Raw genomic sequence first — 26,999 nt, 5'->3', positions numbered from 1 at the left:
AACGCTGCTGGTCCGGTGTTTTTATCTGATACCATGGTCCCGCAGCGTCAGCCCAATGTATTAGGTAAGCATACAGGGATCCTGACTGAAAAATAGTTTCTCTTTACGCCGTCTGTTGTCACATCGATCCGGGCTCCGTGTTCCGATGCAATGCTGCGGGCAATGGATAGTCCCAGTCCATAGCCGGGGATACCGCCCCTGGAGGGGTCGGCCCGGTAAAACCTTAGAAAAATATGCTGCATTTCATCCTCGGACAGGGGACATCCTTCATTGGAGACAGAGAGAAGGGCCTCCTTGGGGCCGCTGCGCGATAGGCTTACCAGGATGGTGCTGCCTTCGGCACTGTATTTGCAGGCATTATCCAAAAGAATATCAGTCAGCTGCCTTAATTTCTTTTCGTCCCCGTCCATCTCGATGGAATCCTCCACCTGGCTGGAAATATATTTGCCCATATCAAATGCAACCGGTTCAAATGAAAGGATACTGCTGTTTACAATGAAACTGAGACTTATGCGGGAGTGTTCCCAGGGCTGCTCACCGGAATCGCTTTTGGCAAGGGTGAGAAGGCTTTCAAGCAGTTGCTTCATGCGTATGGCTTCGGCTTGGATGTGCTCGATTCTCTGGTGGTTCCTGCCTGAGGGGATATCGGGTGTATGGACCAGCATATTGGCATTGGACAAGATGACGGTCAGAGGGGTTTTAAGTTCGTGGGAAGCGTCCGCCACAAACTGCTGCTGTCGTTTCCAGGCGGTTTCCACAGGTTTTACCGCCCATTTTGACAGGAGGACGGAGAAGATGAAAAATGCTCCAAAGGCGCAGCCGCCAATGATGACAGAATGAATGGCCTGCCAGTACAGGGAGTTCTGCTCCGCGTAAATATCCACAAATGCGTACCGCACAGCGCCGCCCGGCCGTTTCTTATCACAGAGAAACCGAAGATGCCGGTCCTTCATAGTGCCGGATGATCCTTCCTGCTGATCAGCCAGGGCAATAAGCATTTCCAATTCACTGTTGTCCACACTGAAGATCCTGTTTTTTACAATGGAAATGGAGCCGTCTGTTTTTACATCCGCCACCAGAATGGGGGAGGCCTCTCTTGCGGGCAGAGGAGGCCCGGATCTTGGGGCAGGAGGAGGGGGATTGCCGGATGAGGCTTCCTTGACTTCCTTGATGGCTGAGTGCAGGGTGTCCATGCTTTGACTGCGGTAGTTAAGCTGGGCAGAGTAATAAAGGGTCGTCAAAATAAGAACCAGAAAAATGGTGATGATGGTCATCATGATGCCAACGAATTTCCAACGCAGCTTTCTTATCATTATGACACCTCCAGCCGGTAACCGATATTCCGGACAACGGTAATGCGGACAGAAGAATCCAGCAGGGAAAGCTTTTTGCGGAGAAAGGAGATATAGGCTTCCACACTGTTTGCATTTACACTGGAATCATATCCCCACACCTTCATCAGCAGCATTTCTTTGGGAAGAAACTGGCTGCAGTTCTGAATCAGGAGACGCATCAGTTCCAGTTCCCTGGCGCTTAGGGAAACCGCCCGCCCGTTGCATGACAGCTGTGAGGTGGAGGGGGTGAGGAGCAGATCACCATATGTAAATGAGTCAGGGGTGATGTCGGCCTGCCTGCGCAGCACCGCCCGCAGGCAGGCCAGGAATTCCTGATTCTCAAAGGGTTTGGTCAGATAATAATCCGCTCCCGCGTCCAGGCCCCTGACACGGTCGGCCAGGGCTGATTTGGCGGTGAGCATAAGTACCGGCGTCATAATACGGCTGCCTCTCAGGCGGCTTAAGACATCCAGTCCGCTGAGCCCGGGAAGCATGACATCCAGAACAATGGCGTCATAGATGCTGCTTTTTGCAAGGTCCAGCCCTTCCAGCCCGTCATATGCGATATCAGTGCAATAGCCGGAATCCCCGATCATGTCGGCAAGGGTGTCGGCCAGTCTTTTTTCGTCCTCAATAATTAAAATGCGCATGGGTACGTTTTGTTCCTTCCTGTTTTTATTTACCAGTATATTATACCATGCTGAAACGTGACTGAAATTTGAACATTCTGTGAAATCCTGTGAATTTAAGCTTTATTTCAGAATAGCCCTTTATACTCATGCCATCAGATGATCATCTGAAACAACTGACAGAAAGAAGGAATGTATATGAAGAAAAATTCAGCAAGGGTATTCCTGTGCGCAGGATTGTGCGCGGCAGTCATGGCAGGAACAGGGCTGACAGGATTTGCAGACACAACAGAAGCCGGGAATATGCAGCAGATGCAGGGCCGGGGGATGAGACAGGATGACGGAAGCGTCATGGCGAAAATAACCGCTGTCACCAGCAGTACATTAACCGTGGTCATGGCTGAAAAACCCGAAATGCAGAATGATGGAACCATGCCGGAGAAGCCGGCGGATGGGGAGACCCCTCCGGAGAAGCCGGCGGACGGAGAAAACCCGCCGGAAAAGCCGGAAGACGGGGAAACGCCGCCTCAGCGTCAGGAGGGACAGATGGAACAAAAGGAGATGAATTTCTCAGACGAGGAAAGCTCCCTGACCCTGACATCGGATACTGTTGTTACAAAAGGAACGGACCATGAATCTTCATCAGTATCCCATCTGGCGGAGGGCAGTGTTGTCAGGCTTGTGCTGGATGGGACCACGGTTGTAAGTATTGACATTCTGGAGTAAGGTGGGGTGTTCGGCGGATCGCTTAGGGCATTTAGAATGTTTCATTTATGAAGGAGAGATCGGATTGAAAAGAGATGTGATTTTAGGGATCGTTCTGGCAGGAGCCCTTCTACTGTCCGGCTGCGGAGACAAAGGCGAAAGGAGCTCCACAGATGCATCAGCGCCTGAGACAACAGTCAGTGATACCGTAAGTACGGATGAGGACGATAAAGTGACGGTGGTCACCGGTTTGGTAACAAAGATTTCCGAAACAGAGATCATTGTATCGGCAGGCGGCCCAGGCTCCGGGAGCAGGGGAAAAGAAGGCGGACCGGGGAACGGACCGGGAAGAGACAGGGATAGACGGGAGGGAGACAGCAGGCCGGATTCGGAGGGAGACAAAGGGTTGGGAGAGGATCAGGCACCGGACCGGCAGGGGACCGAGGGCCAGGAGCCTGGCGGCCAAAACTCTAAAAGCCAGACGGATCAGCGGGATGTTCCGGAGGAAAATACACCGTACAACGGGGAAAGAAGCAGGACAGTTACCATAAAATTATCATTGGATACGGAGATTATAGACCAAGACGGAAATGCCCTTACAGTATCTGATATAAAAACAGGTGACCTGGTCACTGTGGAGACAGATGGCGCTGATTTGGCGCTTACCATAACGAGCAATCAAAATTCCGGAGACAGAGGTGATGAGGAGATAAGAAGCAAGAAGAAAGAAGGAGGTGGGACAAAACCGGGTGAAATGAAAGAAGGTGAATCAGAGCCTGGTGAGACAAGTACGGATGTGCCAGAATCTGTTGTAAACGAATAAGCGGAATTAGGATAAAAGGATACTGGAAAACAACCATAGGGTCATACTCATTCTATAAGCTTGCCGTAAACCGGCAGGCTTTTTCAGTCTTACGATAGACAATTTACCATTGTTTTGTGCTGCGATCTGTGCTATGCTTAAACCACCAATTCAGGGCAACTCATTTGCTCTGTCTATCATTTCATAGTAATTTCAAGCACCGGCAGATTCGCTGGTAAGATCACAGCAGCGGTAATGGGGAGAGTGAGGAATTCTTGCATTTTAGGTACAGTCCCGGTATAATGGTATCAGAGACAGCAATGTTGTTAGTGCCTTTTTTCTGCCGTTGGAAATGTCCGGTGAGGATGTCTGCCGTACTCCATTGCCTTAGGATGGAAAGGAAGGTTTGATGGGGCAGAAGGATATTTCTCTGATCACCTATTTTGAGGATCAGAGGCGTTACGCGGATTTGATCAATGGTTTTGTATTTAAGGGGAAGCAGATCGTTTCTGAACAGGATGTACAGGAGATGGATTCCCGGGCGGCGGGAGCGTTTGGAAAACTGCAGCGGCGCTTGATGGTCCAGAAGTACCGCGACTGTGTGAGGCGTATCATATTTGACATGGGATTTGTGATCATGGGCCTGGAACATCAGGACAAGGTACACCATGGCATGCCGGTCCGGATTATGGTGGAGGATGCGGTAAGCTACGATCAACAGATGCGGCAGATCAAGCGTGATCACCGTAACCGGCGTGATCTGCGCGGAGATGAATTCCTAAGTGGATTTGCCAGAATAGATAAGCTCTATCCGGTTGTCACCATCTGTATCTATTACGGGGAAATGCCTTATGATGGGGCAAAGGAACTGTATCATATGATGGATTATGAAAAACTGCCGGAGGAGTTTAGAAAACTGCTGAATAACTACAAAATACATGTTTTGGAAATCAGGGATTTTCAGGACATTGACTTTTTCAGGACAGATTTAAGGGAAGTCTTTGGATTTGTACAGCGTTCCGGTGATCCGGATGCAGAAAAGAGATTTACTTTTGAAAATGAAGAACAGTTCAGGAAAATGGATGAGGATGCGTATGATGTCATTATTTCCATGACCGGTTCCACGGAACTGGCGCAGGTAAAGGAGATATACCGTGAAGAAGGAGGTAAGATCAATATGTGTGAAGCAATCCGCGGGATGATTGAGCGGGGACGGGCAGCAGGGGTAGCAGAAGGAAGGGCAGAAGGAATGGCAGAAGGCCAGGAAAAGAAAGCATATACGGCAGCAAAAAACATGTATGCCAGAGGTTTTTCAGCCGAGGATACAGCCGGCCTCCTGGAGGAAAGCAAGGATACGGTTTTAAACTGGTTTGAAAGTTGGGAAAAAGGGAGATAGATATAATGAAGCGTATTTAAAAGAATAGATATATCCCGGCCTGCCGCCTTCCGGCAGGCCTTTTTCTGCGCCGATTCCCGGCATTTTATCTGCCTTATAAGCAAGCTTAACGTCCGCTTTTGCACCCATTTTCCCGCCGTCCTGAACTGTTACAATATTTTATATGTTACACATGCAAAGGGTGTATCCCACACTACTGGTAATCCCTGCCCTGCCCCAGGTATAATTAAGCCATCATAAAGGCGGGCCCGCCACCTAAATCAGTGGGGGCTCAAACGGAGGGAAAGATGAAGAAGACAGGAGCCGTATTGGTGGCGGCAGGACTCTCATCCCGGATGGGGGAATTTAAACCAATGCTTCCTTTTGGCGATTCCACCATTGCTCTGCATATGGTTACCATGCTAAAGCGTCTGGGTGTGTCTCCGCTGGTGGTGGTGACCGGGTACAGGGCCGGGGAGCTGGAGGAACATCTGTCACATGCAGGCGTTCGGTTCGTGAGGAACGAACGGTTCCGGGAAACTCAGATGTTTGACTCTGTGAAACTGGGGATAGAGGCTGCTGCCAAGGAGTGTGGGCGGATTATGGTCCTGCCCATGGACATACCGGCCATCATGCCGGATACCATCCGTCAGGTACTGATGATCGATGGGGGGATTGTGCGGACCATATGCAGGGGAGAGCCGGGACACCCTATTATGTTCCAAAGCCGGATCGCTGAACAGCTGTGCGCCTATCAGGGAGAAGGAGGGCTTCGGGGAGCTATTGAGGACTTTGATGGCGGTATCACGGACCTGGAGGTGGAGGATGAGGGGATTTACCGGGATGTGGATACCAGGGAGGAATACCGGGAACTGGTTGAATGGAATTATAAAAGGGGAGGGGGCCATCCTATCACCCCACTGGTACAGGTGCGGTTAAAGGCCGGGGATGTATTCTTTGGGCCGGGTACCGGACAGCTTCTGGATATGATACACCAAACCGGCTCCATTCAGGAGGCCTGCTGTAGAATCGGTCTCTCCTACAGCAAGGGCAGCCGCATGATACGGGAAGTGGAGCGCCAGCTGGGAATACCTGTGGTGGAGCGCAGGACCGGAGGAATGGGCGGAGGAGGCTCCAGCCTGACAGATGAGGGTAAAAAGCTGATGGACAGTTACGCGCGGATGGTGGCGGAAGTCCGGCAAAGCACGGAACAGATTTTTCTCAAGTATTTTGGAAAAGGTATCAGCAGCTGACTGTTGGGGACGTTGCCGTATGGAATGTTCTTGCAGAAAGCAGAAGGAGGATATATGAGGACGGTATATCTGGTAAGGCATGGAATGGTGGACTTTCCCGGAGGAAAAAGACGGTGTATCGGGCGCACGGACCTGCCTCTTAATTATGTGGGGAGAAAGCAGGCGGAGGATCTGAGGGAGTATTTTCGCAGCCGGCCCATAGAGGCCGTGTTTACCAGTCCTTTGGAGCGAACCCTGGAAACGGCCCGTATATTGGCTGGGGACCGGCTTCCCGTACAGGAATCGGAAGGTCTTATGGAACTGTATATGGGGGAGTGGGAAAATGTTCCTCTCTGCGATTTAAAGAAGGGCCTGGAATCAGAACCAATCCTGGGTGAGGGACGTGAACAGGGAGTGCGGCGGATGGACCGGGCTGTTAGGGATATTCTGGCCCGCACGTCCGGGGACGTGGTGGTGGTAGCCCATGGAGGGATCAACTGCTGTTATCTGGCAGGTCTCACAGGTCAGCCCCTTGCAACCTCCAGGGCATTGACCCAGCCTTATGGCGGGATCAGCCGGATCATCATAGATGATAATGGAAGAATTTTTGCAGCGGAATTTGGAAGAAAACCCAGGATCTCACCGTGTGACAGGGAATGCAGGGATATTTGGGACCACTATGGCACGCCTGAACGCGTAAGGCGTCACTGTGTGGCAGTGGCCTGTCATGCAGTGGGACTGGGAGCCCTTCTTTCCAAGGCGGGATATCCCATGGATATGGGCCTGATCCGCAGTGCGGCACTTTTGCATGATGTGGTCAGAGAAAAGAAGGACCATGCAGCGGAGGGGGCCGGGATACTTGTAAGGGAAGGCTACCCCATGGTGGCCGATGTCATCAGGCATCACCACGACCTGGCGGAGGAGATACTGGACGAGACGGCAGTTGTGTATCTGGCCGATAAACTGATACAGGGGGAGAGAGAAGTGTCCCTAGATGAGCGGTTTACAGGAAGCAGGGCCAAATGCCAGGGGAATGCGCAGGCCATGGAAGCACATGAGCGCCGCTACAGGCAGGCCAAGGCCATTCAAGACATGGTAGAACGATGCCGTCAATGTACAAGGGGAGGGGAGATAAAAATTGGTTGAAAAGTGTTTACAAACCGTGTATTTAGTGATATTCTGTAAATGGCGTTATTTTTCGTAATAAATAACGGGTGGAGGTTAAATAAAATGAAACTGATCAAGACAGTGGACGCAGAAGGAACGGTTTTGTGTCACGATATTACACAGATCATCAAAGGAGTTACAAAGGACGCAGTGTTCCGTAAAGGGCATGTTGTGACAAAGGAGGACATACCGGTCCTTCTCAGTGTTGGAAAAGACCAGCTCTATGTGTGGGAGAAGGAAGAGGGCATGCTTCACGAGAACGAGGCGGCCGAAGTCCTGTGCGCCATGTGCAGGGGAGATCATATGGACCGGTCACAGGCAAAGGAAGGGAAGATTGAACTCACTGCTTCCTGCGATGGTCTTCTGAAGGTGGATAACAGGGGATTGAAGGCTGTCAACGGGTTCGGCCAGATGATGATTGCAACCCGTCACGGTAATTTTGCTGTAAAAAAGGGGGACAAACTGGCGGGAACCAGGATCATTCCCCTGATCATAGAGGAAGAGAAGATGGAGGCAGCCCGGACTGCCGCATCCCGTGCAACAGGGGGGAAGCCGATCCTGGAGCTGATGCCGTTTGTACATAAAAAGGTGGGCATTGTGACCACGGGCAACGAGGTGTTCCACGGGCGCATCAAGGATACTTTTACCCCGGTCATAGAAGAAAAAATCAGTGAATTTGACACTGAGGTCATTGACCATGTGATCTGGGATGATGATGATACCAAGGTGACTGCCGGCATTCTGGACATGATCCAAAAAGGTGCGGATGTGGTGATCTGTACAGGCGGCATGAGCGTTGACCCTGACGACAAGACGCCTCTTGCTATTAAGAACACAGGAGCCAGGATCGTGTCTTACGGCGCGCCGGTGCTTCCGGGAGCCATGTTTCTTCTGGCCTACTATGAGGTGACGGCCGATGAGGACCGGCGCACGGTTGCCATCATGGGCCTGCCCGGATGTGTCATGTATGCAAAGCGCACTATTTTTGATCTGGTGCTTCCTAGGGTCATGGCTGATGATGAGGTGACGGCAGAGGACCTGGCGGCACTGGGCCAGGGCGGCTTGTGCCTTAACTGCCCTGTCTGTACATTCCCCAACTGCGGATTCGGCAAAGGGCTGTAGGGAGGAAATGGACAGAATGGAATTTACGCATTTTGATGAACAGGGCAACGCCCTTATGGTAGATGTGGGAGAGAAGGCGGATACAAAGCGGGAGGCCGTGGCAAAGGGAAGCATTTTCATGAGCAGTGAGTGCCTGAAAAAGGTTGTGGAGGGCACCATGGCAAAAGGGGATGTGCTGGGAGTTGCCAGAGTGGCGGGGATCATGGGCGCCAAGCGCACCTCTGACCTGATCCCTCTGTGCCATATCCTGAATCTGACAAAACTCTCCATTGATTTTACAATTGTGGAGGAGAACTGCGAGATCCAGGCATCCTGCACTGCCAGGACCACGGGAAAGACAGGAGTGGAAATGGAGGCCCTTACAGGCGTAACAGTAGCCCTTCTTACCATTTATGATATGTGTAAGGCAGTGGATAAGACCATGGAACTAGGAACTATTTATCTGGACCGCAAATCCGGCGGCAAGAGCGGGGACTTCCACAATCCCAGGACAGAGATGTAGGAATGGGAGGGATTCAGTATGAAGGATTCATTTGGAAGATCCATTGACTATATGAGGATATCCATCACGGACCGGTGCAATCTGCGGTGCAGGTACTGTATGCCTGACGGGGTGGAATGTCTGGCCCGCAGGGAGATTCTGACCTTGGAGGAGATCGAGGCTGTTGCAATATGCGCGGCCAGGCTGGGTATCAGCCGTATTAAGGTTACCGGCGGAGAACCATTGGTCCGCAGGGACTGCTGCCAGCTGGTAAAGATGTTAAAATCCATTCCTGGGATCGAGAAGGTGACTATCACCACCAACGGGGTGCTGCTGGACCGCTGTCTGGCCCCCCTGCTGGAGGCTGGGATCGATGGGATCAATATCAGCCTGGATACACTGGATCCGTTTTTGTATAAGAAGATCACCGGATTTGACTGTCTGGGCAGGGTGATGGAGACAATGGAACTGGCGGCCGGGCAGCCGGTTCCGGTGAAGATCAACGCTGTTTCCATTGATTTTAGTTCTATGGATGAATCCGGGGAACCGGCAGCTGTCTCAGGCAGCACCGGCTGGAAACAGATGGTGGACCTTACCGGAAGGTATCCCATTGACGTGCGTTTCATAGAGATGATGCCCATTGGATACGGAAAACAGTTTAAGACAATGAATCACAAAGACCTGTTGGAGGAAATGTACAGGGAATATCCCGGCCTGGAGGAAGACCACAGGCAGCATGGGTACGGACCTGCCGTTTATTACAGGATACCGGGGGCACTGGGCAGTGTAGGGCTGATCAGCGCCATCCATGGAAAGTTCTGTAATGACTGTAACCGGATCCGCCTGACCTCCCAGGGATATTTAAAGACCTGTCTGTGCTATGAGGACGGGACCGACCTTCGCGCGATCCTGCGGGAGGGGATGGATATGCCGGAGGGGGAAGGCCATTACCGCTGGCCCCTTAAGGACTGTCCGGATGATGAGATGCTGCAAAAGCGCCTGTCCTATGCCATGAGACAGGCCATAGAACATAAGCCCGCCGCCCACTGTTTTGAGCGCCCGGGACAGATTACGGAATCGCATAATATGATTTCCATTGGAGGTTAAGCAAGGGTTATGGATGATAGGATAGAAAACAGGGAATGTTTTGCGGCAGGACAGCCGGCAGGGGGGGAGGAAGGACTTCCCACAGGCGTGGTAAAGGCCATATGCATCAGTGACGTGAGAGGAATCGAGAAAAGGGCCATTGAGGAAGGCCATTTTCTGGTGGATTTTGGAATAGAGGGGGATGCCCACGGAGGCAACTGGCACCGCCAGGTAAGCCTTCTCTCCTATGACAAGGTAAAAGCATTTAACGAGAGAGGGGCCAATGTAGGGGACGGTGCTTTTGGAGAAAACCTGGTGGTGGAAGGATTGGATTTCAGATCACTTCCAGTGGGGACCAGGCTGTATGCGGGAAGCGCTGAACTTGTGATGACCCAGATCGGCAAGGAATGTCACAGCCACTGCGCCATATACAAGCGCATGGGCGAGTGTATCATGCCGAAGGAAGGCGTGTTTGCCAAAGTTGTAAAGGAAGGGATCATCCGCCCCGGAGATGTGATGCGTATGGGACTGCCGGCCCAGGACCGTCCGCTGACCGCAGCGATCATAACCCTCAGCGACAAGGGAGCCAGAGGGGAGAGAAAGGATGAGAGCGGTCCCGCGGCAAAGGAAATGCTGGAGCAGGCGGGATATGAGGTGGTTGAAACCCTGCTGATCCCTGATGAACCAGCACTTCTTAAGACTCAGTTGATCCGTCTGTCCGATGGACGCCAGCTGGACCTGATACTTACAAGCGGAGGAACCGGCTTTTCCCTGAGGGACCAGACACCGGAAGCCACCCTGGCAATTGCCGACCGGAATGCTCCCGGAATTGCGGAGGCCATCCGCTTTAAATCACTGCAGATAACAGACCGTGCCATGCTCAGCAGAGGCGTATCCGTTATCAGGGGCAGGACGTTGATCGTAAACCTGCCGGGCAGTCCCAAGGCGGTAAGGGAAAGCCTTGGATTTATTATGGACTCCCTGGAGCACGGGATCAAGATTTTAAGAGGAAGCGCATCCGAGTGCGCCAGGAAGTAGCCGGGAGAATCCTGGAGGGAAAGCCATAGCAGAACAGATCGCTGCAAAGATATGGCGTAACAGGCCCGCCTGTTCAAGGCGGGTATTTGTTTGAACTTCGATATAGCTATATGAGTATAACGGAACGAATATGATCCGTTTACAATAGATCAAATAAAAAGGAGCAGAAGATTATGAAAAAACACATTTCCATGATGATGGCAGCCATGATGGCGGCAACTGTACTGGCAGGATGCGGGGCATCGGGAGGAGCCGCCCCCACAGCCGCCCCCACAGCAGCCCCCACTGAGGCGGCAACCACAGCGGCGGAGACTGAAGCAGAGACCACAGCAGCGGAGACTGAAGCAACAACCGAGGCAGCCCAGGCAGCTGGTGAAGAGACGGAAATCCTGGTGGCAGCAGCAGCCAGCCTGAAAAATGCCTATGAGGAAGAACTGATCCCCATGTTCCAGGATAAATATCCCGGCGTTACCGTAAAGGGTACCTATGACAGTTCAGGCAAACTTCAGACACAGATTGAAGAGGGACTGGAGGCAGATGTGTTCATGTCAGCTGCCACCAAGCAGATGACTGCCCTGGATGAGGAGGGAATGATCGCTTCGGACACCATAACCAATCTTTTGGAAAATAAGATCGTGCTGATCGTACCCACAGGAAGTGACTCCAAGCTTGCCAAGTTTGAGGACATTGAAAATGCAGAGAGCATTGCCCTGGGAGATCCGGCCAGTGTTCCGGCAGGACAGTATGCGGAAGAAGCGTTGACGAATCTGGGAATTTGGGATAAAATTCAGGATAAGGTAAGCCTTGGAACCAATGTGACGGAAGTGCTGAACCAGGTGGCCGCAGCCAGCGCTGATGCAGGTATTGTGTACGCCACAGACGCGGCAAGCATGGCAGACAAAGTTGAGGTGGTTGCAGAGGCTCCGGAAGGCAGCCTTGCAAAAAAGGTAATCTATCCGGTGGCAGTGGTAAAGAACACCGCTCATGAGGAGCAGGCTAAGAATTTTGTAGAGTTCTTAAAGACAGATGAAGCAATGAAAGTATTTGAGGCATACGGATTTACCAAGGGTGAATAAGCGGATTTGATGAATCTGATAAGCTTCCTGCCCGGCCGGCTCCCATGAAAAGGGCGGCCGGGCAGGTATGAGAATGGGAAAGAGGGTACGTATATGGATTGGTCACCCATACTGATTTCAATGAAGACAGCCGGTCTGTCTATTTTCATAACATTTTTCCTCGGGATTTTTGCTGCCTGGGCAGTGGTGAGCATGAAGAATGAGGCTTGGAGGCTGTTCTGGGACGGAGTGCTGACTCTTCCCCTGGTGCTGCCTCCAACTGTGGCCGGTTTCTTCCTGCTCTATATTTTTGGGGTCAAACGGCCCATCGGACAGTTTTTCATAGAATATTTCAGTATTAAGATCGCATTTTCCTGGGCGGCGACCGTGATCGCAGCGGTTGTCATGTCCTTTCCGCTTATGTACCGCTCAGCCAGAGGCGCCTTTGAACAGGTGGACCAAAACCTGGTGGCCGCGGCCAGAACCCTGGGGATGAGTGAGTGGAGTATTTTCTGGAAGGTACTGATCGCCAACGCAGTGCCCGGAGTGGTCAGCGGCGGCGTGCTGGCATTTGCAAGAGGTCTGGGTGAATTCGGTGCAACAGCTATGATCGCGGGCAATATTGCAGGTAAGACAAGGACCCTGCCAATGGCGGTTTATTCAGAGGTGGCGGCGGGCAACATGGACGCGGCTTACAGATATGTGGCAATTATCGTGGTAATTGCATTTATCTCAGTCATACTGATGAACTGGGCGGCTCTCAGGACCGGGAGCAGGAGGGTATAAGACATGATCGTGAGTTCAGAACATAATCTCCGATTGGGAGTGAATATAAAGAAGAAGCTGAAAGAGTTCAGCCTGGATATGGAATTTGAGGCCGGTAAGGGATGCCTGGGAATTCTGGGGCCATCGGGATGCGGCAAGAGTATGACATTAAAGTCCATTGCAGGAATTGTCAGGCCGGACTCAGGCCGGATCGCCATCCAGTATGCCCAGGGCGAGGCTGCCGGGGGAAGAGTGCTCTATGATTCGTCACTGAAGGTAAACCAAAAGCCACAGGTACGGCGTGTGGGTTATCTGTTTCAGAATTATGCCTTGTTTCCCAATATGACAGTGGAGCAGAACATTGCAACAGGGCTGAATGCAACAGGCGGCAGGCTGTCGGAAGCCAGAAAACGTCAGCCCCTTACGGTCTCGGAAAAAAGAGATAAAGTCAGGGAGATGATCAGCCGGTTTCGTCTGGAGGGACTGGAGAGGCGGTACCCGTCCCAGCTGTCCGGCGGACAGCAGCAGCGCGTGGCGCTGGCCAGGATCCTTGCCTATGAACCGGAGGTGCTGTTGCTGGACGAGCCGTTTTCCGCCATGGACACATATCTGAGGGAAGGGCTCAGGCTTGAGCTGGCCAAGGTGATCCGCGATTATGATGGTGTGACCGTGATGGTGACCCATGACAGGGACGAGGCCTACCAGCTTTGCGACAACCTGCTGCTGCTGGATCGGGGGCGGGTTCTGTCAGGGGGGCGTACCAGGGATATTTTCCAGGAGCCGGTCACATGTCAGGCAGCCAGGCTCACGGGCTGTAAGAACATTTCCAGAATTGAACGCCTGGGCGATCGGCGCATCAAGGCCCTGGACTGGGGAGGACTGGAGTTGGTGACCGATAGAAAGGTGGATGACACGATCACGGCAGTGGGCATCAGGGCCCATGACTTTGAACCCCTCTCAGACGGAGAGGCGGACACATGGAAGCAGGCGCAGAACGGAAATTTGATACGGGTGGGAACACCCAGTATTTCTGAGATGCCCTTTGAATGGTATGTTACCCTGGACAATGGTCTGTGGTGGAAAAAGGAAAAGGATATCCACACCCATAACACGGCAGGACTGGTTCCGGCATGGCTACGTGTGGAGCCATCTGCATTGCTTCTGCTTACAGGAAATCTGGAGTAAAAGAGGATTATTACTCACCAACTGAAAAGGTGGGAGTCTCAATCGGAGGGAAAGATGAAGACAGGAGCAGTGGTAGTTGCAGCGGGACACAAAAGTTCTCTGAGTACCTTTTCACCCATGCTTCCCGTTGGGGACAGCACGGTGATCCGGAGAATCATTATTACGTTAAAGCGCTCAGGAGTGGACCCGGTGGTGGTGGTGACCGGGAAAAATGGGGATGAGGTGGAAAAGCATATTGCGGGCCTGCGGGTCATCTGCCTGCGCAACAAGGAATATGACCATACACAGATGTATAACAGCATCTGCATGGGTTTAAACTACATTGAGGATCTATGTGACCGGGTATTTATCCTTCCGGCAAAATTCCCTCTGTTTCTGCCCCAAACTATAAAGCGTATGCTGGAATCAGATGCCACGGTGGTCTGCCCTGTGTTTGAGGGAAGGCGCGGCCATCCGGTGCTGGTATCCAGTAATGTCATAGGGAAACTTTTAAGCTATAAAGGAGACAGGGGACTAAGAGGGGCGGTCAGGCAGGTGGACGTGGACAACTGTGCGGAGGAGATCGCAGTGGAAGACCAGGGGATCATCTTTTCCGTGGAAACGGATGAGGACTGTTCCCGGGGGGATCTGAAGAACGAACAGCTGGATATTTATCCCCAGATCCAGCTGACACTGGAAAGGGACGAGGGATTTTTCGGCCCGTCCGTGGCCCAGTTTCTGTCTCTGATCGACCATACAGGTTCCATGCAGACTGCCTGCAGGCAGATGCATATGTCTTATACCAAGGGTTGGAAGATCCTTAAGGCAGCGGAGCGGGAACTGGGATACCCTCTATTGATCACCCAGTCCGGTGGTGCGGAGGGAGGATCTTCCCAGCTTACGCCCAAGGCAAAGGATTTTCTGGACCGGTTCCTGAAAATGGAGAAGGAATTAATGGAGGATGCACAAAGGCTGTATCAAAAATATTTTTATGTGGAGGATGAGGCAGGGAAATGAAAGCATTATTTGAAGAACTATCAAATGTACTGGCAAAAGGGGAGGAGGCTGTGCTGGTTACCATTATTGCCAGCTCAGGTTCCACGCCAAGAGGCGCAGGTTCCAGGATGCTGGTTAAAAAAGACGGCACCATTAAAGGTACCGTGGGCGGCGGCGCCGTGGAGTACCAGGCTATCCTCACTGCCGTGGAAGCCATAAAACATAAATCATCCCACACAAAGGGATTCACCCTGACCAGGAACCAGGTGGCTGACATCGGCATGGTGTGCGGGGGAAATGTGGTGGTCTATTTCCAGTATATCAGTCCGGATAACAAGGAATTCGCAGGCTTTTGCGCGGATGTGCGAACGGCCCTTTCCAGGGATGAGGACAGCTGGCTGCTGCTGGATATCACGGATGAGACCTGCTGGCAAATGGGACTTTACAGCGAGAGTACAGGCCTTCTTGGCATGAATATGCCGGAACGTTTTACGGATTTGGATCTGTTTGGATGCAGCACACTTCAAAGGGAAGCAGAAGGACGCCGCTATTATGTGGAGCCCCTGGTGCAGGCCGGCACAGTCTATGTGTTTGGCGGGGGACATGTGGCCCAGGAATTGGTTCCCGTGCTTACCCATGTGGGGTTCAGGTGCGTGGTTATGGATGACCGGGAGGAATTTGCCAATCCCCAGGTTTTTCCAACAGCGGCGGACACCATTGTGGGGGATCTGGAGAGAATTGGGGACTATATTAAGATCAGGCCCTGCGATTATATATGCGTAATGACCAGGGGGCACCAGTTTGACTACTATGTCCAAAAACAGGCAATGACCTTTAAGCCTTGCTATATCGGAATCATGGGAAGCAGGAACAAGATACGTGTGGTCACCGACAAACTTCTGGGAGACGGTTTTTCCAGGGAAGAGATCGAAGGCTGCCACATGCCCATTGGAACGGAGATCCACGCAGAGACACCGGCGGAGATCGCCATCAGCATTGCCGGGGAACTGATCAGTGTGAGGGCTGCGGGAATGGGTTTAAAAAGTAAAATAGATGGTCAGAAATAAAGGAAAAGCAGAACAGGGAATTTGACAGTGAGATAGGAAAAACAGCCAGGAATACAGGGATGATCCGTGTGCTCCGGGCTGTTTTTGTGCGTTTATGGCTTTCCTTAAATTGTATTTTATGATAAGATTATTTGAGCAATAAAAGGAAAATGACGGGATCCGGAAGGAGTGCCTGTGAAGGCATGTCAGGTGTGTGCGTATGTATGTTTATTCTTATAAAAGAAAAGAAGGGGGTTGTCCGGCCGGCTTGTGGGACGGATTGGGACTGGAGGAGCAGATGGGGAAAAAGGGGACTTTGCCCTATGTGATGGCGGTTACCGGCGCGGGGGGAAAGACCTCCTTCATACGCCGCCTGGCGTGGGAGGGAGCATCACTGGGCCGCCGGGTCCTGGTGACCACCACCACCCACATGGCCAGGCCGGAGCATCTGGGAGTGTTTACACAGCAGGTCAGGGATGTGAAGTCCATGCTGGACCGGGAATCCGTGGCCGTGGCAGGGCGGTTGACAGGGGAAGGAAAGATCTCATCCCTGGAACCTGACTTTTATGAGTCCATCTGCCCTGAGGCAGACCTGGTCCTGGTGGAGGCGGACGGATCCAAACGCCTTCCCCTGAAGGTGCCCAGGCCGGGAGAACCGGTGATACCCGGGAATACGGATATGATCCTGTGCGTCAGCGGCCTGACAGCCCTGGGATTCCCTGCCGCTGACAAGTGCTGCCGTCTGGACTTCGCCCTGGAAATCATGGAGGAACATGGGCGCAGGGATTACATGGACGGGGGACAGTGGATCATAGGGCTGGAGGATTTGGGATGTCTGATGCTCCATGGGTACCTGAATCCCCTGCGGTCCAGATATATGGGTATTCCGGTCATTCCTGTGTTTAACCAGGCCGATACCCTAAAACTGGCAGAGGTGTCACTCAGGCTGCTCAGGGAAATGAACGAGGACTTGGGGATCGCGTTGGGGGGACTCCACCAGGATGTCTCGGCATCCCTTTTTTAAGATGTATGATATTCCGGACATACACAAAGGGTTATGAAAATCTATGTGCGGGGGGATCTATATGAATCTTTCATTTGTTTTTATGGCTTCCGGTTTTGGAAAACGGTTTGGGGCCAATAAGCTGTATGTACCCCTGGAGGGAAAGCCGCTGTACCGCCATGGCCTGGAATGCCTGATGGAAACGGCCGTAAGGCTTAGGCAGGAGGACGGGCACCAGGTCCGCCTGGTGGTGGTGAGCCAGTACCGGAAGATCCTTGAGGACGGGGAGCGCCTTGGACTTGAGACCGTGTACAATGGCGCCAGTGATGAGGGGATTACGGCATCCCTGCGGCTGGGGACAGAGGCGGGGGGAGAGGACGGGGATATATTCCTCTTCTTTGTGGCTGACCAGCCCTATATGAAAAGCGCTACTTTGACGGAATTTGTCCGTGGCTTTATAAAAAGCGGTTTTGGCATGGGATGTGTGTGCAGTATGGGAAAGAGAGGAAATCCTGCAGCATTTTCCCGGTTGTACAGGGAGGAACTGCTGTCGCTCCGGGGAGATAAGGGCGGCAGCGTGATCATGAAGAAACATCCCATGGACGTGTGGTCCATGGAGGTTTCCGAGAATGAATTAAAGGATATTGATGTGCAGGCAGATCTGGACCGGGAACAGGAGCAGCCGGGGAAAATGCAGGCAGGAAAGCGGTGGAACAATGAGTGATGTGATAGAAGAAGGCCAAAAACCACAGGCTGCAAAAAAGGAAAATGATTTTTCAAAGGGAAGTGTGATCAGCAATATCCTGAAGCTGGCCCTTCCCATGACATTGGCCCAGCTGATCAATGTGCTGTACAATATCGTGGACCGGGTCTACATTGGCATGATCCCTGAGAACGCCACCCTGTCCCTTACAGGGCTGGGCCTTTGCCTTCCGATCATCTCCATGGTCATTGCCTTTGCAAACCTGTTCGGTATGGGCGGCGCGCCCCTGTGCTCCATTGAGAGGGGAAGGGGCAATAAAAAGGAGGCAGAGGCCATTATGGGTAATGCCTTTGTGATGATGGTGGCAGTGGGTATCCTTCTCACCATACTGGGATTGATATTCAAACGCCCCATGCTGTACCTGTTTGGCGCCAGCGATGCAACCATCAGCTATGCGGATTCCTACATAACCATCTATCTTCTGGGCAATATCTTTGTCATGACCGGTCTGGGGATGAACAGCTTTATCAATTCCCAGGGATTCGGGACCGTGGGGATGATGACCGTACTGTTAGGAGCCATTACCAATATCATTCTGGATCCCATCTTTATCTTTGTATTCCACATGGGAGTCAGGGGAGCTGCCCTGGCAACCATTTTGTCCCAATGCCTATCCGCCATATGGATCCTCACCTTCCTCACGGGAAAGAGGGCCATTCTGAAACTGAGACCTTCCGCCATGAAGCTGGAGGGCGGACGTATTCTGCGTATCGTGGGGCTGGGAATGTCGGGATTTACCATGGCCATCACCAACAGTTCGGTCCAGGTCATGTACAATGCCATGCTCCAGCGGTTTGGCGGGGATCTGTACGTGGGGATCATGACCGTGATCAACTCAGTGCGGGAGGTGATCTCCATGCCTGTCAATGGTATGACCAACAGTTCCCAGCCTGTGATGGGCTTTAATTACGGGGCAGGGGAGTATGGACGGGTCAGGAAATCCATTGTGTTCGTCTCCATGGCCTGTATCATATATACGGTGATCATGTGGCTGTTTGTCCATGAGTGTCCTGAATTTTTTATCCGTATTTTTAACAGGGAAGGGGAACTGGTGGAGGCCGGTATCCCGGCCATGCGCGTATACTTTTTTGGATTTTTTATGATGTCCCTTCAGTTCTCGGGACAGGCCGTGTTTGTAGGACTGGGGAAATCTAAAAAGGCCGTGTTTTTTTCCATTTTCCGTAAGGTGATTATTGTGATACCATTGATCCTGATGCTGCCCACTGTATTTGGTCTGGGAACAACGGGTATACTGATGGCAGAGCCTATATCCAACTTTATCGGAGGCGTTGCCTGTTTTGGCACCATGCTTTTCACCGTATGGCCGGAGTTAAAACAAAACAAGGAGAAGACAGACCAATGAGAAATGGAATGCTGAGGACCGCTGCTGCTTTGGGGGCTGCTGCCTTTCTGTTTGCCACAGGATTTGCCAGGGCCGAGGACCATGCATCGGGGAAAGCGGGATATCTAAAGTCAGCCACTTATTATTCCGATGACTGGATCATCAATTTCTGGAACAGTGAGAGCATCCACATGGAGGAGGAACTGGCCCGGATTGCGGCTGACGGTTTTAACAATATCATACTGGTAGTGCCCTGGAGGGAGTTTCAGCCGGAAACCGCACCCTGTACCTATAATGATTATGCATGGGACAAGCTGGACCGGGTCATGGAGACTGCTGCAGACCAGGATCTGAGCGTTATGCTGCGGGTAGGTTATACCTGGGATTATTATGGCAGCGACAATGTGCTGAACCGCTACAGGGGACTAATGTATGACAAGAACATGCGGTCTGCCTGGCTGGAATATGTGGGACGCCTTTACGAGCGGGCCGTGTCCCATGAAAATTTTTGCGGTGGCTTTCTCACCTGGGAGGATTTCTGGAATTTTACCGACAGCAGCGCATCCCTGGGAAAGGGAAGCAGCGGTAAGAAAATGGCCCGTCAGTGCGGTTATACGGACTATGCGGAGCAAAACTACACCTTGGAAGAACTGGAGGAAATGTATGACCACTCCCTGGAATCCTATGACGACCTGTATTTTCCTGAAAAGGATTCCTATGCAAGAAAGGTGTTTTATGAGTTTTACGACCAGTTTTTAAATGACCTTCTGGCTGAGAGCCAGACCGTATTCCCCGGCCTTTCCATGGAGGTAAGGCTGGATGTGGACCCGGTGGACCACGGGGACGGGAGTCAGGAGGGATTTATGCATTCCTCCACCTTTCCTTCCGGGGATGCGGCGTACACAAGCACCATGTACAGCCTGCCCATGGGATTTATCAATGAACATGAGCGGGTCACCGCAGAGGAAGCCCTGGATAAGATCCCTGTATTCCTGAACCGGCTTCATGTGTATAGCGGAGGAAAGCCCATCTATGTGGACCAGTTCCTGTTCACGGATAACACCGTGGGATTTGAGCACAATGCCCAGCTGCGTGACGACCAGAAGGCCCTGTACCTGGAAGGCGTGGTGCCTGTTTTAAAAAATATGACCATGGGTTATGGGATATGGACCTATCGGGATTACGGGGACAACAAACTTTATAATGCCCAGTTTGGCCTGGGACAGGAGGGCTGGCGGTTTTTCGGAGACAGTTCCGTGGCGGAACGGGACGGAAACAAGATGGCTATGCTCAAGGACGGATCAGGAATCCAGCAGAATATCGGCAACCGTATGACGGGAAACACGGGAGATGATACCCATGTGCGTTTTAAGGTAGAAGGAGACAGGAAATGTAAACTGACCATCCGCGCAGGAACCCAGACCAGGACCGTGGAGGTTGGAAAAAACAGGATCGTGGATATTAATTTTACCAACTGCCATGCGGCTGATTTCTCTATTGAGGCAAAAGGCGGAACGGTTTATGTAGATGATATCCAGGTGTTTACCTTTGTGACCCAGGGCGAGCTTTACGCCATGGACGGCACGGAGGGAAGCTGCATTGAAGCCCTTCGCACCATGAATCAAAAATTATAACTTAGTACATACTATCTCTGTGCGTTAAGCACCTGTGCCTGTTTTTAAGGCAAAGGTTCCTTTAAATTTTTAAACGGTGAAAAGGAGAATGGGATTATGACTAAGCTGGAATGTAGTGTAAAGAACTGTGTGCACAATGCGGACAACTGCTGCTGTAAAGCTGCCATTGCCGTGGACGGAAACAAGGCTAAATCATCCGAACAGACATGCTGTGCAAGCTTTGACGAAAACAAGGGCGCCAGGTTTACCAACCTGTTCAAGACTCCTGAGACAAGGCTTGAGATCGCATGTGATGCTGTTAAATGTGTCTACAATGAGGAGCACCGCTGTTCTGCTGAGCGCATTGACATCAGCGGGGATGGGGCCTGTGATTGTGCAGAGACAAAGTGCAATACATTTAAGGCAAGATAGGGATGCAGGGGATGCCGTGGCTCAGGGGTATCCCCTGTTTCCATGTGGGACGGGCGGAGGGGAAGGAAAAGGACAAGGGGAGATAAGGGATTATGACATTACAGCAGATGAAGTGTTTTGTTGCGGTGGCAGACTCTGGCTCGATCAGTGAGGCGGCCAAGCGCTTGTTTGCAGCACAGTCCAGCGTATGGGGAGCGGTGCAGGCAGTGGAGTCCCATTACGGGATCACTGCATTTTTAAGGTCACCCAAAGGCGTTACCCTCACAGGCGAGGGTAAGGAGCTTCTCATTGAGTTTAAGGGGATCTTAAACCGCCTGTACTATCTGGATGAGCGGTATGAGGGCAGGAAGGAAAATAACCACGGGCTCTATGTATCCGCCCAGCACCATATCTGCGGGATGGATTCCTTTGTGTCCATCCTTAAGTCAGTGGAGGCAGAGGAATATCACGTTGGTTTTCGGGAGAGTAAGACATCTGAGGCGTTTGAGCAGGTGGAGAAGGGGCTGGCAGACCTGGGGATCATTTTCCTGGCAGAGCAGAGCAAAGGCCAAATGATGCAGGAACTACGCGGCCGCTGCAGCGCTATACACGGCTGTATGCGGGGCCTGGCGGACAAGGTAAGTCTTTATAGGCGGGAGTATCAGTAAAAACGATGGGTTTCCATCGTTTTTTTCTGTCTACAGCACATTGCAGGCTTGTGATATGATGGATTTATCGTAACAGTTTTTGCACCCGGTTTCACACCGGATGTCCTGAACCGTTACAATTTATCTTGAATTAAGAAGAAACTTGGGGGAATCCTGGGGCCGGATGCCATCAGGCTGTTTAATCAGGGAGAGTCCAAACTGGGAGGCAGCCTGGTGCTGGCGGCACTGGCACCCTTTATGGCCAAGATGGGAGTTTCCGCAGGAGCCAACCTGGCAAAGCTGGCAGCCATTGGCCCGGCGCTGATCCTTCAGGAGTTCGGCAACCTGGGGACCATTTTCATTTCCCTGCCAATTGCCTCCCTCCTTTAATCCGGTGGTCATGCCCTGCCCCACCCTTTTGAAAATGGCGACCTTGGGCGGAGCCTGCGCCCTGGGAAAGAAAGATGTCCTGGGAACCGTGGAGGAAGGAAAAAAAGCGGATGTGATCCTTTTGAATATTGACCAGCCCCACCTGACCCCGACACAGAACCTTATTAACACCATTGTGGAGGCGGCCAATGGACATGATGTGACGGACTCCATTATCAATGGAAGGATCGTCATGAAAAACAGGGAGGTCCTCACCCTGGACGAGGAGAGGATACGGCATGAGGCTCAGATCCATATGGAGGAGATCGTGAAACGGGCGTATTAAGCCCGTTTCTTCTGTGTATGCTTTAAGGTGTATGCTTTAGTAAATGTAATTTCAAAAAAACAGTTGACAAATCTCCTCAAATATAGTAATGTAATATAAGTTGTGAGAACGACTGACAGGAAAGCAGGTATCCGCCTCACCCTGGCACGAGTAAGTGACCTGGGTTCATAGATGGAATGATGTGCTGTGGCATTTCCCTTGTGGGAGATGGAGCAGCAGATGATTTTATGTGTGTTAGAGTGGATGGTTTGACTGTCCGCTTTATTTTTTGCCCTGGGGAGCGAAGCCGGGGTGTGCTGATTCCTAAACATTATGAATTATTATGGAGGTGTACGACTATTAGCGATTTAATGATTAACGAACAAATCAGGGATAAAGAAGTACGACTGATTGGTGAAGACGGAGAGCAGTTAGGCATTTTGCCTTTGAAGGATGCGATGAAGATGGCTCAGGAAGCAGAACTGGACCTGGTTAAGATCGCACCTACCGCGAAGCCGCCGGTATGTAAGATTATCGACTACGGGAAATACCGTTATGAACTGGCACGCAAAGAAAAAGAAGCCAAGAAAAAACAGAAGGTAATCGAAATAAAGGAAGTTCGTTTGTCCCCCAACATTGATACCAATGACCTGAATACCAAAGTAGGGGCTGCCAGAAAGTTTCTGGAAAAGGGCGACAAAGTGAAGGTAACCCTTCGTTTCCGTGGCCGTGAGATGGCCCATATGTTCAAGTCCAAGTATATTTTGGATGATTTCGCTGAGAGTCTTAAAGATATTGCAGTGGTCGATAAGCCCTCCAAAGTAGAAGGAAGAAGCATGGTAATGTTTTTAACTGCAAAACGTTAAAATAGAAAGTTTTAAGGAGGAAATTAAAATGCCAAAGTTAAAAACCAGCAGAGCAGCAGCAAAACGCTTTAAAAAGACAGGAACCGGTAAGTTAGTCCGCAATAAAGCTTACAAGTCTCACATCTTAACTAAGAAGTCCACTAAGAGAAAGAGAAATCTTAGAAAAGATATCGTTACCGATGCTACCAACTCAAAGGTAATGAAGAAGATTTTACCATATCTGTAAGTTGAATTGTAGAAGGAGGAAATACCGATGGCAAGAGTTAAAGGCGGTTTAAATGCAAAGAAGAAACACAATAGAGTCTTAAAGATGGCAAAGGGCTACAGAGGCGCCCGTTCCAAACAGTATAGAGTAGCAAAGCAGTCCGTTATGCGTGCGCTGACCAGCTCCTACGCAGGCAGAAAAGAGAGAAAGAGACAGTTCAGACAGCTGTGGATTGCCCGTATCAACGCAGCAGCCCGTATCAATGGTCTGTCCTACAGCAAGTTCATGTACGGCTTAAAGCTGGCTGAGGTGGATTTAAACCGTAAGGTTCTGTCCGATATGGCTATCAATGATGCAGAGGGATTTGCAAAGTTAGCTGAACTGGCTAAGTCCAAAATTGCTTAATATATTTATATAACCTCGTAAACATTGGTTTTACGAGGTTTTTTGATGCCTGTTTAATTGAATTTGCAATGGGCTGAATATAGTAAGTCGCCCATCCGGCCAAGGAACAGGGCGGCTTACTTATTTTTTATGTTCAGGATTGCAATGATTAATAAGGCAACGCCTAATATAAGCTGAAACTCCTCATATGTACTCATAAGCAACCATCCTTTCTGTCAAGATTCAGAACGAATGGCCCTCCCTCCCGGCTGCCCGAGTAAGGACATTAATGACTCTCCCGGCGGTTTACATAATAAATACCATAATATACCACATACACTTTCCGGTTTAAAGTCGTACAATGGCTGTATAAGGAGGATATAGGCCATGGAGAAAAAACAAAAGGACAAACCACCGGAGGAACCTGACGAAGAGGAACTTTTAAGAGAATATGAATGGGCCAAGGAACACATCCCGGATGATGCCGTTCCCAAGCCGGCTCCGGATGAGTTTGAAGTTATTTGGAAAAAGATACAGGAAGAACGGGGAAAGTAACAAAATGGGACCGGCAGTTTCCGCCGGTCCCGATGAAAAAGAATAATGAAAAAGCAATTAAGCTTTATACACTATATAATGTATCAAATGATTATGAATAACAAATGAATATAGGATAAAGATGGTGAAAAGATTGGCGCAAGGTTAATGGGCCGTTGTCAGGGTGGACAGGACGGAATCGATGACAGGCAGATTGTCCGTGTCCGATATGGTGGCGATCACACTGTAGTGGCTGCCAAGGTTGCGTATATACAGGTAGCCGGTTTGGGGATCCTCCTGGGAGGCTGAAAAAAAGCACCGGAGATATTCAAGGTCACCCACTTTAACGGTATCGATCCTCCCCAGGCCGTCCATATCAGTGGAGCCGCCATAGAACATGTTCAGGAAAGCTGTCATCTGGTCCATATCATCCCCGTCTGTGTTGACTGTGTAAAAGACCATGACAGCACAGTTCTTGTTTTTCATGGACAGCATGTCCACCACAGCTTCGGAATCTGAGAAATCAGTCATGAAATCAGAGTCAAAATTAATGAATCCCTGGGGCAGGGTAAGCCGGATATTAGACCAGTCATTGATAAAGACAGAACCTTCCCAGCGGCCGAGAGTCACTTCACCAAGGGTATTCTCCACCATGGCGCCATTGCTGTCAAAGGTGTAAGGCACACCGTCAATGGTCAGGGTGGTGTTGCTTACCATGGCGCCGTTTGGGTCAAGATAGTACCAGATACCGTTTACCTGCCGCCATCCTGTCAGCATGTACCCATTCTGGTCAAAGAGATACCACTTCCCCTGGATCAGTTCCCATGTACCGGCCGGATATGACTTGTCTTCCCGTTCATACCAGTAGCCTGAGTCATTCTGCTGCCATCCGGATGCCAGGGCGGGAAATGACATCATCATTGCCAGGGCAGCTGCTCCCAGACCTGCGAAGATTCGTTTACGGATTTTCATACAACTCCTCCTTTTTACATTTGGTGTTTCTATTATATTACCTGTGGGGGAAAAATACCACATCTATCGGACCGGAGGGAAGTATTCAAGGATTATCATTTTTCTAGGTTCCAGATTCTTCCATAACCTTGCCGGAACAGGGGCTTCTCCATCCCGGCCTTTTTCAGCGCCTCATCATAGCGTCCGGCCAGATAGGGAAGGCGTTTTACGGTCTCTGCCCGGAGCCCTTTTTCATCCAGACAGGTGACAACGCCTGATTCCAGAACAAACCTGCCGTGGATCAGCACGTGTTTTGCCTGTAGATGGTTGTGGAACAGCAGCTGGTTGGCAATGGCAGAATCGGAAACAGGCAGTAAGGATGTTTGGTCAATGATCACAAGATCAGCGTCCATGCCTGTTTGGATGGGACTGCTTTGGGTATCCCTGCGTTCAGATGGCGAGGATGCTTTTCCAAGAACCTGCAGTCCCCGGGTCGTTGCCATGCGGTAAGCATCGGCTGCTCCCGGCCATCTGCGGTAATCAGGGGTCTGTCCCCGCTGGAGGAGGAGAAACAGGCGCAGTATCTCCTGAATGCTGTGATCCGTGCCGCAGTTTACGCCGTCTGATCCCAGAGCGGGCAGGACATGGAAGTCCATCCACTTGTTAAGAGGGAAAACGCCGCTGCCCAGGAAAAGATTGCTGGCCGGGTTGGAAACTGGTATGGATCCCCGTTGGGCCACAAGGGCTATCTCCTCATCATCCAGCCACACACAGTGGGCAAGGGAGGTTTTTTGGGTGAGCAGGCCGCAGCGGTCCATAAGAAAGACCGGGGAGATCCCGCTTTCCCGGGCAGAAGCCTGCTGCCAGCGGGTCTCTAAAAGATGGCAGTGGATGCCAAGTCCGTGTCTGGCAGCCAGATCAGAGGCCGCATTCAGAAGGGACTCGTCTGCCCGCTGGGGAGAATTGATGCCGGCCATTACCTGGACCGTTCCCTCCGGATGGTGAAACCGCTTTATAAAATCCTCGTAGTATTCCATATATGCAGGGACCGGCAAAAAGGGGGAGGGGGAAGGGGCTGCTGAAACAGGCGGTGTCAGACCGCATAAGATCTGGCTGTCTTTTTTGTTATGCATCATGGGTGCCAGAGCAGCCCTGAATCCACTGGACTGATAGACAGCGGCGGCAGCTGCTGCCGTGGACAGATGGGGCAGGTGATCCACACAGGCGGTGACCCCGCTGTGAAGCATTTCGCAGATACCCAGAGAGGTGGAGAGAACCATGTCCTCCTCTGAGAGCAGGCCGCCCAATGCAACCGTGTCTGAGGACCAGATCTCCAGCGGCTCCCCGTATGATGTGCCCCGCAGGAGATTGGTGTAGGAATGGGAGTGGCTGTTTACCATTCCGGGAAGCACATAGTCGCCCTTAAGATCCATATAGGTCTCTCCCGGAGCAGGAGTCAGGCGGGTGCCCACTTCTGCGATTTGATGATTGAGAATGCGGATATCACCTCGTTGAAAGGTGATATCCGCATTGTGAAATTGTATTCGTCTGCCATTGGCAAGTATCATATTACGTTCCTCCAAAATCGG

Annotated in this window: 31 protein-coding genes; 26 read left to right on the top strand and 5 right to left on the bottom strand. The window is 51.3% G+C overall.

What is annotated here, in order from left to right:
• Positions 1-47 precede the first annotated feature (47 nt).
• Both CLFS41_RS19215 and CLFS41_RS19210 read right to left on the bottom strand, forming a co-directional pair.
• Positions 48-1,313: a HAMP domain-containing sensor histidine kinase gene (locus tag CLFS41_RS19215; RefSeq protein ID WP_045093165.1), complete on the bottom strand. Its 1,266-nt coding sequence runs from the start codon at positions 1,311-1,313 to the stop codon at positions 48-50.
• On the bottom strand, positions 1,313-1,984 hold the full coding sequence (locus CLFS41_RS19210; protein WP_045093164.1) for a response regulator transcription factor: 672 nt from the start codon (positions 1,982-1,984) through the stop codon (positions 1,313-1,315). The genes CLFS41_RS19215 and CLFS41_RS19210 overlap by 1 nt, the downstream gene beginning before the upstream one ends.
• A gap of 177 nt (positions 1,985-2,161) precedes the next feature.
• Between CLFS41_RS19210 and CLFS41_RS19205 the strand changes: the two genes are divergently transcribed.
• The 3 genes from CLFS41_RS19205 to CLFS41_RS19195 all read left to right on the top strand — a co-directional run bounded on the left by CLFS41_RS19205 (position 2,162) and on the right by CLFS41_RS19195 (position 4,866).
• On the top strand, positions 2,162-2,689 hold the full coding sequence (locus CLFS41_RS19205) for a hypothetical protein (RefSeq protein WP_045093163.1): 528 nt from the start codon (positions 2,162-2,164) through the stop codon (positions 2,687-2,689).
• A 64-nt stretch (positions 2,690-2,753) separates the two neighbouring features.
• Positions 2,754-3,491 carry a hypothetical protein gene (locus CLFS41_RS19200; protein ID WP_045093162.1) on the top strand — a complete coding sequence of 246 codons (738 nt, stop codon included), beginning with the start codon at positions 2,754-2,756 and terminating at the stop codon, positions 3,489-3,491.
• Between the two features lie 388 nt (positions 3,492-3,879).
• Entirely contained in the window at positions 3,880-4,866 is a 987-nt protein-coding gene (locus CLFS41_RS19195; RefSeq protein ID WP_045093161.1) for a hypothetical protein, read from the top strand.
• Here the strand turns inward: CLFS41_RS19195 and CLFS41_RS30130 are convergent.
• Complete coding sequence (locus CLFS41_RS30130) at positions 4,831-4,995, bottom strand: hypothetical protein (RefSeq protein WP_156200174.1); 165 nt, start codon at positions 4,993-4,995, stop codon at positions 4,831-4,833. The genes CLFS41_RS19195 and CLFS41_RS30130 overlap by 36 nt on opposite strands.
• 158 nt (positions 4,996-5,153) lie before the next feature.
• Between CLFS41_RS30130 and CLFS41_RS19190 the strand changes: the two genes are divergently transcribed.
• The 23 genes from CLFS41_RS19190 to CLFS41_RS30125 all read left to right on the top strand — a co-directional run bounded on the left by CLFS41_RS19190 (position 5,154) and on the right by CLFS41_RS30125 (position 24,480).
• Positions 5,154-6,098, top strand: a complete 945-nt coding sequence (locus CLFS41_RS19190) for an NTP transferase domain-containing protein (protein WP_007868544.1) — start codon at positions 5,154-5,156, stop codon at positions 6,096-6,098.
• A 54-nt stretch (positions 6,099-6,152) separates the two neighbouring features.
• The gene (locus tag CLFS41_RS19185) at positions 6,153-7,223 is read left to right on the top strand and encodes a histidine phosphatase family protein (protein ID WP_045093160.1); all 1,071 of its coding nucleotides are present in this window, start codon (positions 6,153-6,155) and stop codon (positions 7,221-7,223) included.
• Between the two features lie 84 nt (positions 7,224-7,307).
• Positions 7,308-8,366 carry a molybdopterin-binding protein gene (locus CLFS41_RS19180; protein WP_045093159.1) on the top strand — a complete coding sequence of 353 codons (1,059 nt, stop codon included), beginning with the start codon at positions 7,308-7,310 and terminating at the stop codon, positions 8,364-8,366.
• A gap of 16 nt (positions 8,367-8,382) precedes the next feature.
• The gene (moaC, locus tag CLFS41_RS19175; protein ID WP_007868535.1) at positions 8,383-8,868 is read left to right on the top strand and encodes a cyclic pyranopterin monophosphate synthase MoaC; all 486 of its coding nucleotides are present in this window, start codon (positions 8,383-8,385) and stop codon (positions 8,866-8,868) included.
• Positions 8,869-8,886: 18 nt separating this feature from the next.
• Positions 8,887-9,954 (top strand): GTP 3',8-cyclase MoaA, encoded by a 1,068-nt coding sequence (gene moaA / locus CLFS41_RS19170; RefSeq protein WP_007868528.1) that lies wholly within the window; start codon positions 8,887-8,889, stop codon positions 9,952-9,954.
• Positions 9,955-9,963: 9 nt separating this feature from the next.
• Positions 9,964-10,971, top strand: a complete 1,008-nt coding sequence (locus CLFS41_RS19165; RefSeq protein ID WP_242849292.1) for an MOSC domain-containing protein — start codon at positions 9,964-9,966, stop codon at positions 10,969-10,971.
• Between the two features lie 173 nt (positions 10,972-11,144).
• A complete protein-coding gene (gene modA, locus CLFS41_RS19160; protein WP_045093158.1) occupies positions 11,145-12,047 on the top strand; it encodes a molybdate ABC transporter substrate-binding protein in 903 nt (300 codons plus the stop codon).
• 93 nt (positions 12,048-12,140) lie between these two features.
• Positions 12,141-12,812 carry a molybdate ABC transporter permease subunit gene (gene modB, locus CLFS41_RS19155; RefSeq protein ID WP_007868521.1) on the top strand — a complete coding sequence of 224 codons (672 nt, stop codon included), beginning with the start codon at positions 12,141-12,143 and terminating at the stop codon, positions 12,810-12,812.
• Positions 12,813-12,815: 3 nt separating this feature from the next.
• The gene (locus CLFS41_RS19150) at positions 12,816-13,976 is read left to right on the top strand and encodes an ATP-binding cassette domain-containing protein (RefSeq protein WP_347468655.1); all 1,161 of its coding nucleotides are present in this window, start codon (positions 12,816-12,818) and stop codon (positions 13,974-13,976) included.
• Between the two features lie 54 nt (positions 13,977-14,030).
• A complete protein-coding gene (locus CLFS41_RS19145) occupies positions 14,031-14,972 on the top strand; it encodes an NTP transferase domain-containing protein (protein ID WP_045093157.1) in 942 nt (313 codons plus the stop codon).
• On the top strand, positions 14,969-16,018 hold the full coding sequence (locus tag CLFS41_RS19140) for an XdhC/CoxI family protein (protein WP_007868512.1): 1,050 nt from the start codon (positions 14,969-14,971) through the stop codon (positions 16,016-16,018). Before CLFS41_RS19145 ends, CLFS41_RS19140 begins: the two co-directional genes overlap by 4 nt.
• A 199-nt stretch (positions 16,019-16,217) precedes the next feature.
• Positions 16,218-17,021 carry a selenium cofactor biosynthesis protein YqeC gene (yqeC, locus tag CLFS41_RS19135; RefSeq protein ID WP_045093156.1) on the top strand — a complete coding sequence of 268 codons (804 nt, stop codon included), beginning with the start codon at positions 16,218-16,220 and terminating at the stop codon, positions 17,019-17,021.
• A 61-nt stretch (positions 17,022-17,082) separates the two neighbouring features.
• Positions 17,083-17,724: a nucleotidyltransferase family protein gene (locus CLFS41_RS19130; protein ID WP_045093155.1), complete on the top strand. Its 642-nt coding sequence runs from the start codon at positions 17,083-17,085 to the stop codon at positions 17,722-17,724.
• Positions 17,717-19,126, top strand: coding sequence for an MATE family efflux transporter (locus CLFS41_RS19125; RefSeq protein WP_045093154.1), 1,410 nt, complete (start codon positions 17,717-17,719; stop codon positions 19,124-19,126). Before CLFS41_RS19130 ends, CLFS41_RS19125 begins: the two co-directional genes overlap by 8 nt.
• A complete protein-coding gene (locus tag CLFS41_RS19120; protein ID WP_045093153.1) occupies positions 19,123-20,739 on the top strand; it encodes a hypothetical protein in 1,617 nt (538 codons plus the stop codon). The genes CLFS41_RS19125 and CLFS41_RS19120 overlap by 4 nt, the downstream gene beginning before the upstream one ends.
• 96 nt (positions 20,740-20,835) lie before the next feature.
• Positions 20,836-21,150, top strand: coding sequence for a DUF1540 domain-containing protein (locus CLFS41_RS19115; protein ID WP_007868484.1), 315 nt, complete (start codon positions 20,836-20,838; stop codon positions 21,148-21,150).
• Between the two features lie 92 nt (positions 21,151-21,242).
• On the top strand, positions 21,243-21,797 hold the full coding sequence (locus CLFS41_RS19110; RefSeq protein WP_242856893.1) for a LysR family transcriptional regulator: 555 nt from the start codon (positions 21,243-21,245) through the stop codon (positions 21,795-21,797).
• 129 nt (positions 21,798-21,926) lie between these two features.
• Positions 21,927-22,166: a DUF3100 domain-containing protein gene (locus CLFS41_RS29525; protein ID WP_330412837.1), complete on the top strand. Its 240-nt coding sequence runs from the start codon at positions 21,927-21,929 to the stop codon at positions 22,164-22,166.
• Positions 22,167-22,176: 10 nt separating this feature from the next.
• Positions 22,177-22,491, top strand: coding sequence for an amidohydrolase family protein (locus CLFS41_RS19100; RefSeq protein ID WP_007868478.1), 315 nt, complete (start codon positions 22,177-22,179; stop codon positions 22,489-22,491).
• Between the two features lie 350 nt (positions 22,492-22,841).
• The gene (gene infC, locus CLFS41_RS19095; RefSeq protein WP_040417281.1) at positions 22,842-23,336 is read left to right on the top strand and encodes a translation initiation factor IF-3; all 495 of its coding nucleotides are present in this window, start codon (positions 22,842-22,844) and stop codon (positions 23,334-23,336) included.
• Positions 23,337-23,364: 28 nt separating this feature from the next.
• Positions 23,365-23,562 (top strand): 50S ribosomal protein L35, encoded by a 198-nt coding sequence (gene rpmI, locus CLFS41_RS19090; protein ID WP_002565216.1) that lies wholly within the window; start codon positions 23,365-23,367, stop codon positions 23,560-23,562.
• A gap of 27 nt (positions 23,563-23,589) precedes the next feature.
• Entirely contained in the window at positions 23,590-23,946 is a 357-nt protein-coding gene (rplT, locus tag CLFS41_RS19085) for a 50S ribosomal protein L20 (RefSeq protein WP_007868471.1), read from the top strand.
• 366 nt (positions 23,947-24,312) lie between these two features.
• Positions 24,313-24,480, top strand: coding sequence for a hypothetical protein (locus CLFS41_RS30125; RefSeq protein WP_007868468.1), 168 nt, complete (start codon positions 24,313-24,315; stop codon positions 24,478-24,480).
• A 144-nt stretch (positions 24,481-24,624) separates the two neighbouring features.
• On the opposite strand, the gene CLFS41_RS19080 is transcribed toward CLFS41_RS30125, so the two are convergent.
• A complete protein-coding gene (locus CLFS41_RS19080) occupies positions 24,625-25,431 on the bottom strand; it encodes a hypothetical protein (protein WP_007868001.1) in 807 nt (268 codons plus the stop codon).
• Positions 25,432-25,526: 95 nt separating this feature from the next.
• Positions 25,527-26,978 (bottom strand): amidohydrolase family protein, encoded by a 1,452-nt coding sequence (locus CLFS41_RS19075; protein ID WP_007867999.1) that lies wholly within the window; start codon positions 26,976-26,978, stop codon positions 25,527-25,529.
• Positions 26,979-26,999: the final 21 nt, after the last annotated feature.

It is taken from the genome of Clostridium sp. FS41 (assembly GCF_000954015.1).
GTDB lineage: Bacteria > Bacillota > Clostridia > Lachnospirales > Lachnospiraceae > Enterocloster > Enterocloster citroniae.
Note: the sequence above shows the minus strand (reverse complement) of the source record. Positions and strands in the feature narration are given on the sequence as shown.

What these genes read in the sequence shown, in the direction of transcription:
- CLFS41_RS19120 (WP_045093153.1), top strand. Translation starts at nt 19,123, where the DNA reads ATGAGAAATGGAATGCTGAGGACCGCTGCTGCTTTGGGGGCTGCTGCC.
- CLFS41_RS19180 (WP_045093159.1), top strand. Translation starts at nt 7,308, where the DNA reads ATGAAACTGATCAAGACAGTGGACGCAGAAGGAACGGTTTTGTGTCAC.
- CLFS41_RS19110 (WP_242856893.1), top strand. Translation starts at nt 21,243, where the DNA reads ATGACATTACAGCAGATGAAGTGTTTTGTTGCGGTGGCAGACTCTGGC.
- CLFS41_RS19075 (WP_007867999.1), bottom strand. Translation starts at nt 26,978, where the DNA reads ATGATACTTGCCAATGGCAGACGAATACAATTTCACAATGCGGATATC.
- CLFS41_RS19215 (WP_045093165.1), bottom strand. Translation starts at nt 1,313, where the DNA reads ATGATAAGAAAGCTGCGTTGGAAATTCGTTGGCATCATGATGACCATC.
- CLFS41_RS19165 (WP_242849292.1), top strand. Translation starts at nt 9,964, where the DNA reads ATGGATGATAGGATAGAAAACAGGGAATGTTTTGCGGCAGGACAGCCG.
- CLFS41_RS30125 (WP_007868468.1), top strand. Translation starts at nt 24,313, where the DNA reads ATGGAGAAAAAACAAAAGGACAAACCACCGGAGGAACCTGACGAAGAG.
- CLFS41_RS19130 (WP_045093155.1), top strand. Translation starts at nt 17,083, where the DNA reads ATGAATCTTTCATTTGTTTTTATGGCTTCCGGTTTTGGAAAACGGTTT.
- CLFS41_RS19205 (WP_045093163.1), top strand. Translation starts at nt 2,162, where the DNA reads ATGAAGAAAAATTCAGCAAGGGTATTCCTGTGCGCAGGATTGTGCGCG.
- modA (WP_045093158.1), top strand. Translation starts at nt 11,145, where the DNA reads ATGAAAAAACACATTTCCATGATGATGGCAGCCATGATGGCGGCAACT.
- CLFS41_RS19210 (WP_045093164.1), bottom strand. Translation starts at nt 1,984, where the DNA reads ATGCGCATTTTAATTATTGAGGACGAAAAAAGACTGGCCGACACCCTT.
- yqeC (WP_045093156.1), top strand. Translation starts at nt 16,218, where the DNA reads ATGTATGTTTATTCTTATAAAAGAAAAGAAGGGGGTTGTCCGGCCGGC.
- infC (WP_040417281.1), top strand. Translation starts at nt 22,842, where the DNA reads ATGATTAACGAACAAATCAGGGATAAAGAAGTACGACTGATTGGTGAA.
- CLFS41_RS19140 (WP_007868512.1), top strand. Translation starts at nt 14,969, where the DNA reads ATGAAAGCATTATTTGAAGAACTATCAAATGTACTGGCAAAAGGGGAG.
- modB (WP_007868521.1), top strand. Translation starts at nt 12,141, where the DNA reads ATGGATTGGTCACCCATACTGATTTCAATGAAGACAGCCGGTCTGTCT.
- CLFS41_RS19150 (WP_347468655.1), top strand. Translation starts at nt 12,816, where the DNA reads ATGATCGTGAGTTCAGAACATAATCTCCGATTGGGAGTGAATATAAAG.
- CLFS41_RS19190 (WP_007868544.1), top strand. Translation starts at nt 5,154, where the DNA reads ATGAAGAAGACAGGAGCCGTATTGGTGGCGGCAGGACTCTCATCCCGG.
- CLFS41_RS19115 (WP_007868484.1), top strand. Translation starts at nt 20,836, where the DNA reads ATGACTAAGCTGGAATGTAGTGTAAAGAACTGTGTGCACAATGCGGAC.
- CLFS41_RS19195 (WP_045093161.1), top strand. Translation starts at nt 3,880, where the DNA reads ATGGGGCAGAAGGATATTTCTCTGATCACCTATTTTGAGGATCAGAGG.
- moaA (WP_007868528.1), top strand. Translation starts at nt 8,887, where the DNA reads ATGAAGGATTCATTTGGAAGATCCATTGACTATATGAGGATATCCATC.
- CLFS41_RS19125 (WP_045093154.1), top strand. Translation starts at nt 17,717, where the DNA reads ATGAGTGATGTGATAGAAGAAGGCCAAAAACCACAGGCTGCAAAAAAG.
- moaC (WP_007868535.1), top strand. Translation starts at nt 8,383, where the DNA reads ATGGAATTTACGCATTTTGATGAACAGGGCAACGCCCTTATGGTAGAT.
- rplT (WP_007868471.1), top strand. Translation starts at nt 23,590, where the DNA reads ATGGCAAGAGTTAAAGGCGGTTTAAATGCAAAGAAGAAACACAATAGA.
- CLFS41_RS19080 (WP_007868001.1), bottom strand. Translation starts at nt 25,431, where the DNA reads ATGAAAATCCGTAAACGAATCTTCGCAGGTCTGGGAGCAGCTGCCCTG.
- rpmI (WP_002565216.1), top strand. Translation starts at nt 23,365, where the DNA reads ATGCCAAAGTTAAAAACCAGCAGAGCAGCAGCAAAACGCTTTAAAAAG.
- CLFS41_RS19100 (WP_007868478.1), top strand. Translation starts at nt 22,177, where the DNA reads ATGCCCTGCCCCACCCTTTTGAAAATGGCGACCTTGGGCGGAGCCTGC.
- CLFS41_RS19185 (WP_045093160.1), top strand. Translation starts at nt 6,153, where the DNA reads ATGAGGACGGTATATCTGGTAAGGCATGGAATGGTGGACTTTCCCGGA.
- CLFS41_RS30130 (WP_156200174.1), bottom strand. Translation starts at nt 4,995, where the DNA reads ATGGGTGCAAAAGCGGACGTTAAGCTTGCTTATAAGGCAGATAAAATG.
- CLFS41_RS19145 (WP_045093157.1), top strand. Translation starts at nt 14,031, where the DNA reads ATGAAGACAGGAGCAGTGGTAGTTGCAGCGGGACACAAAAGTTCTCTG.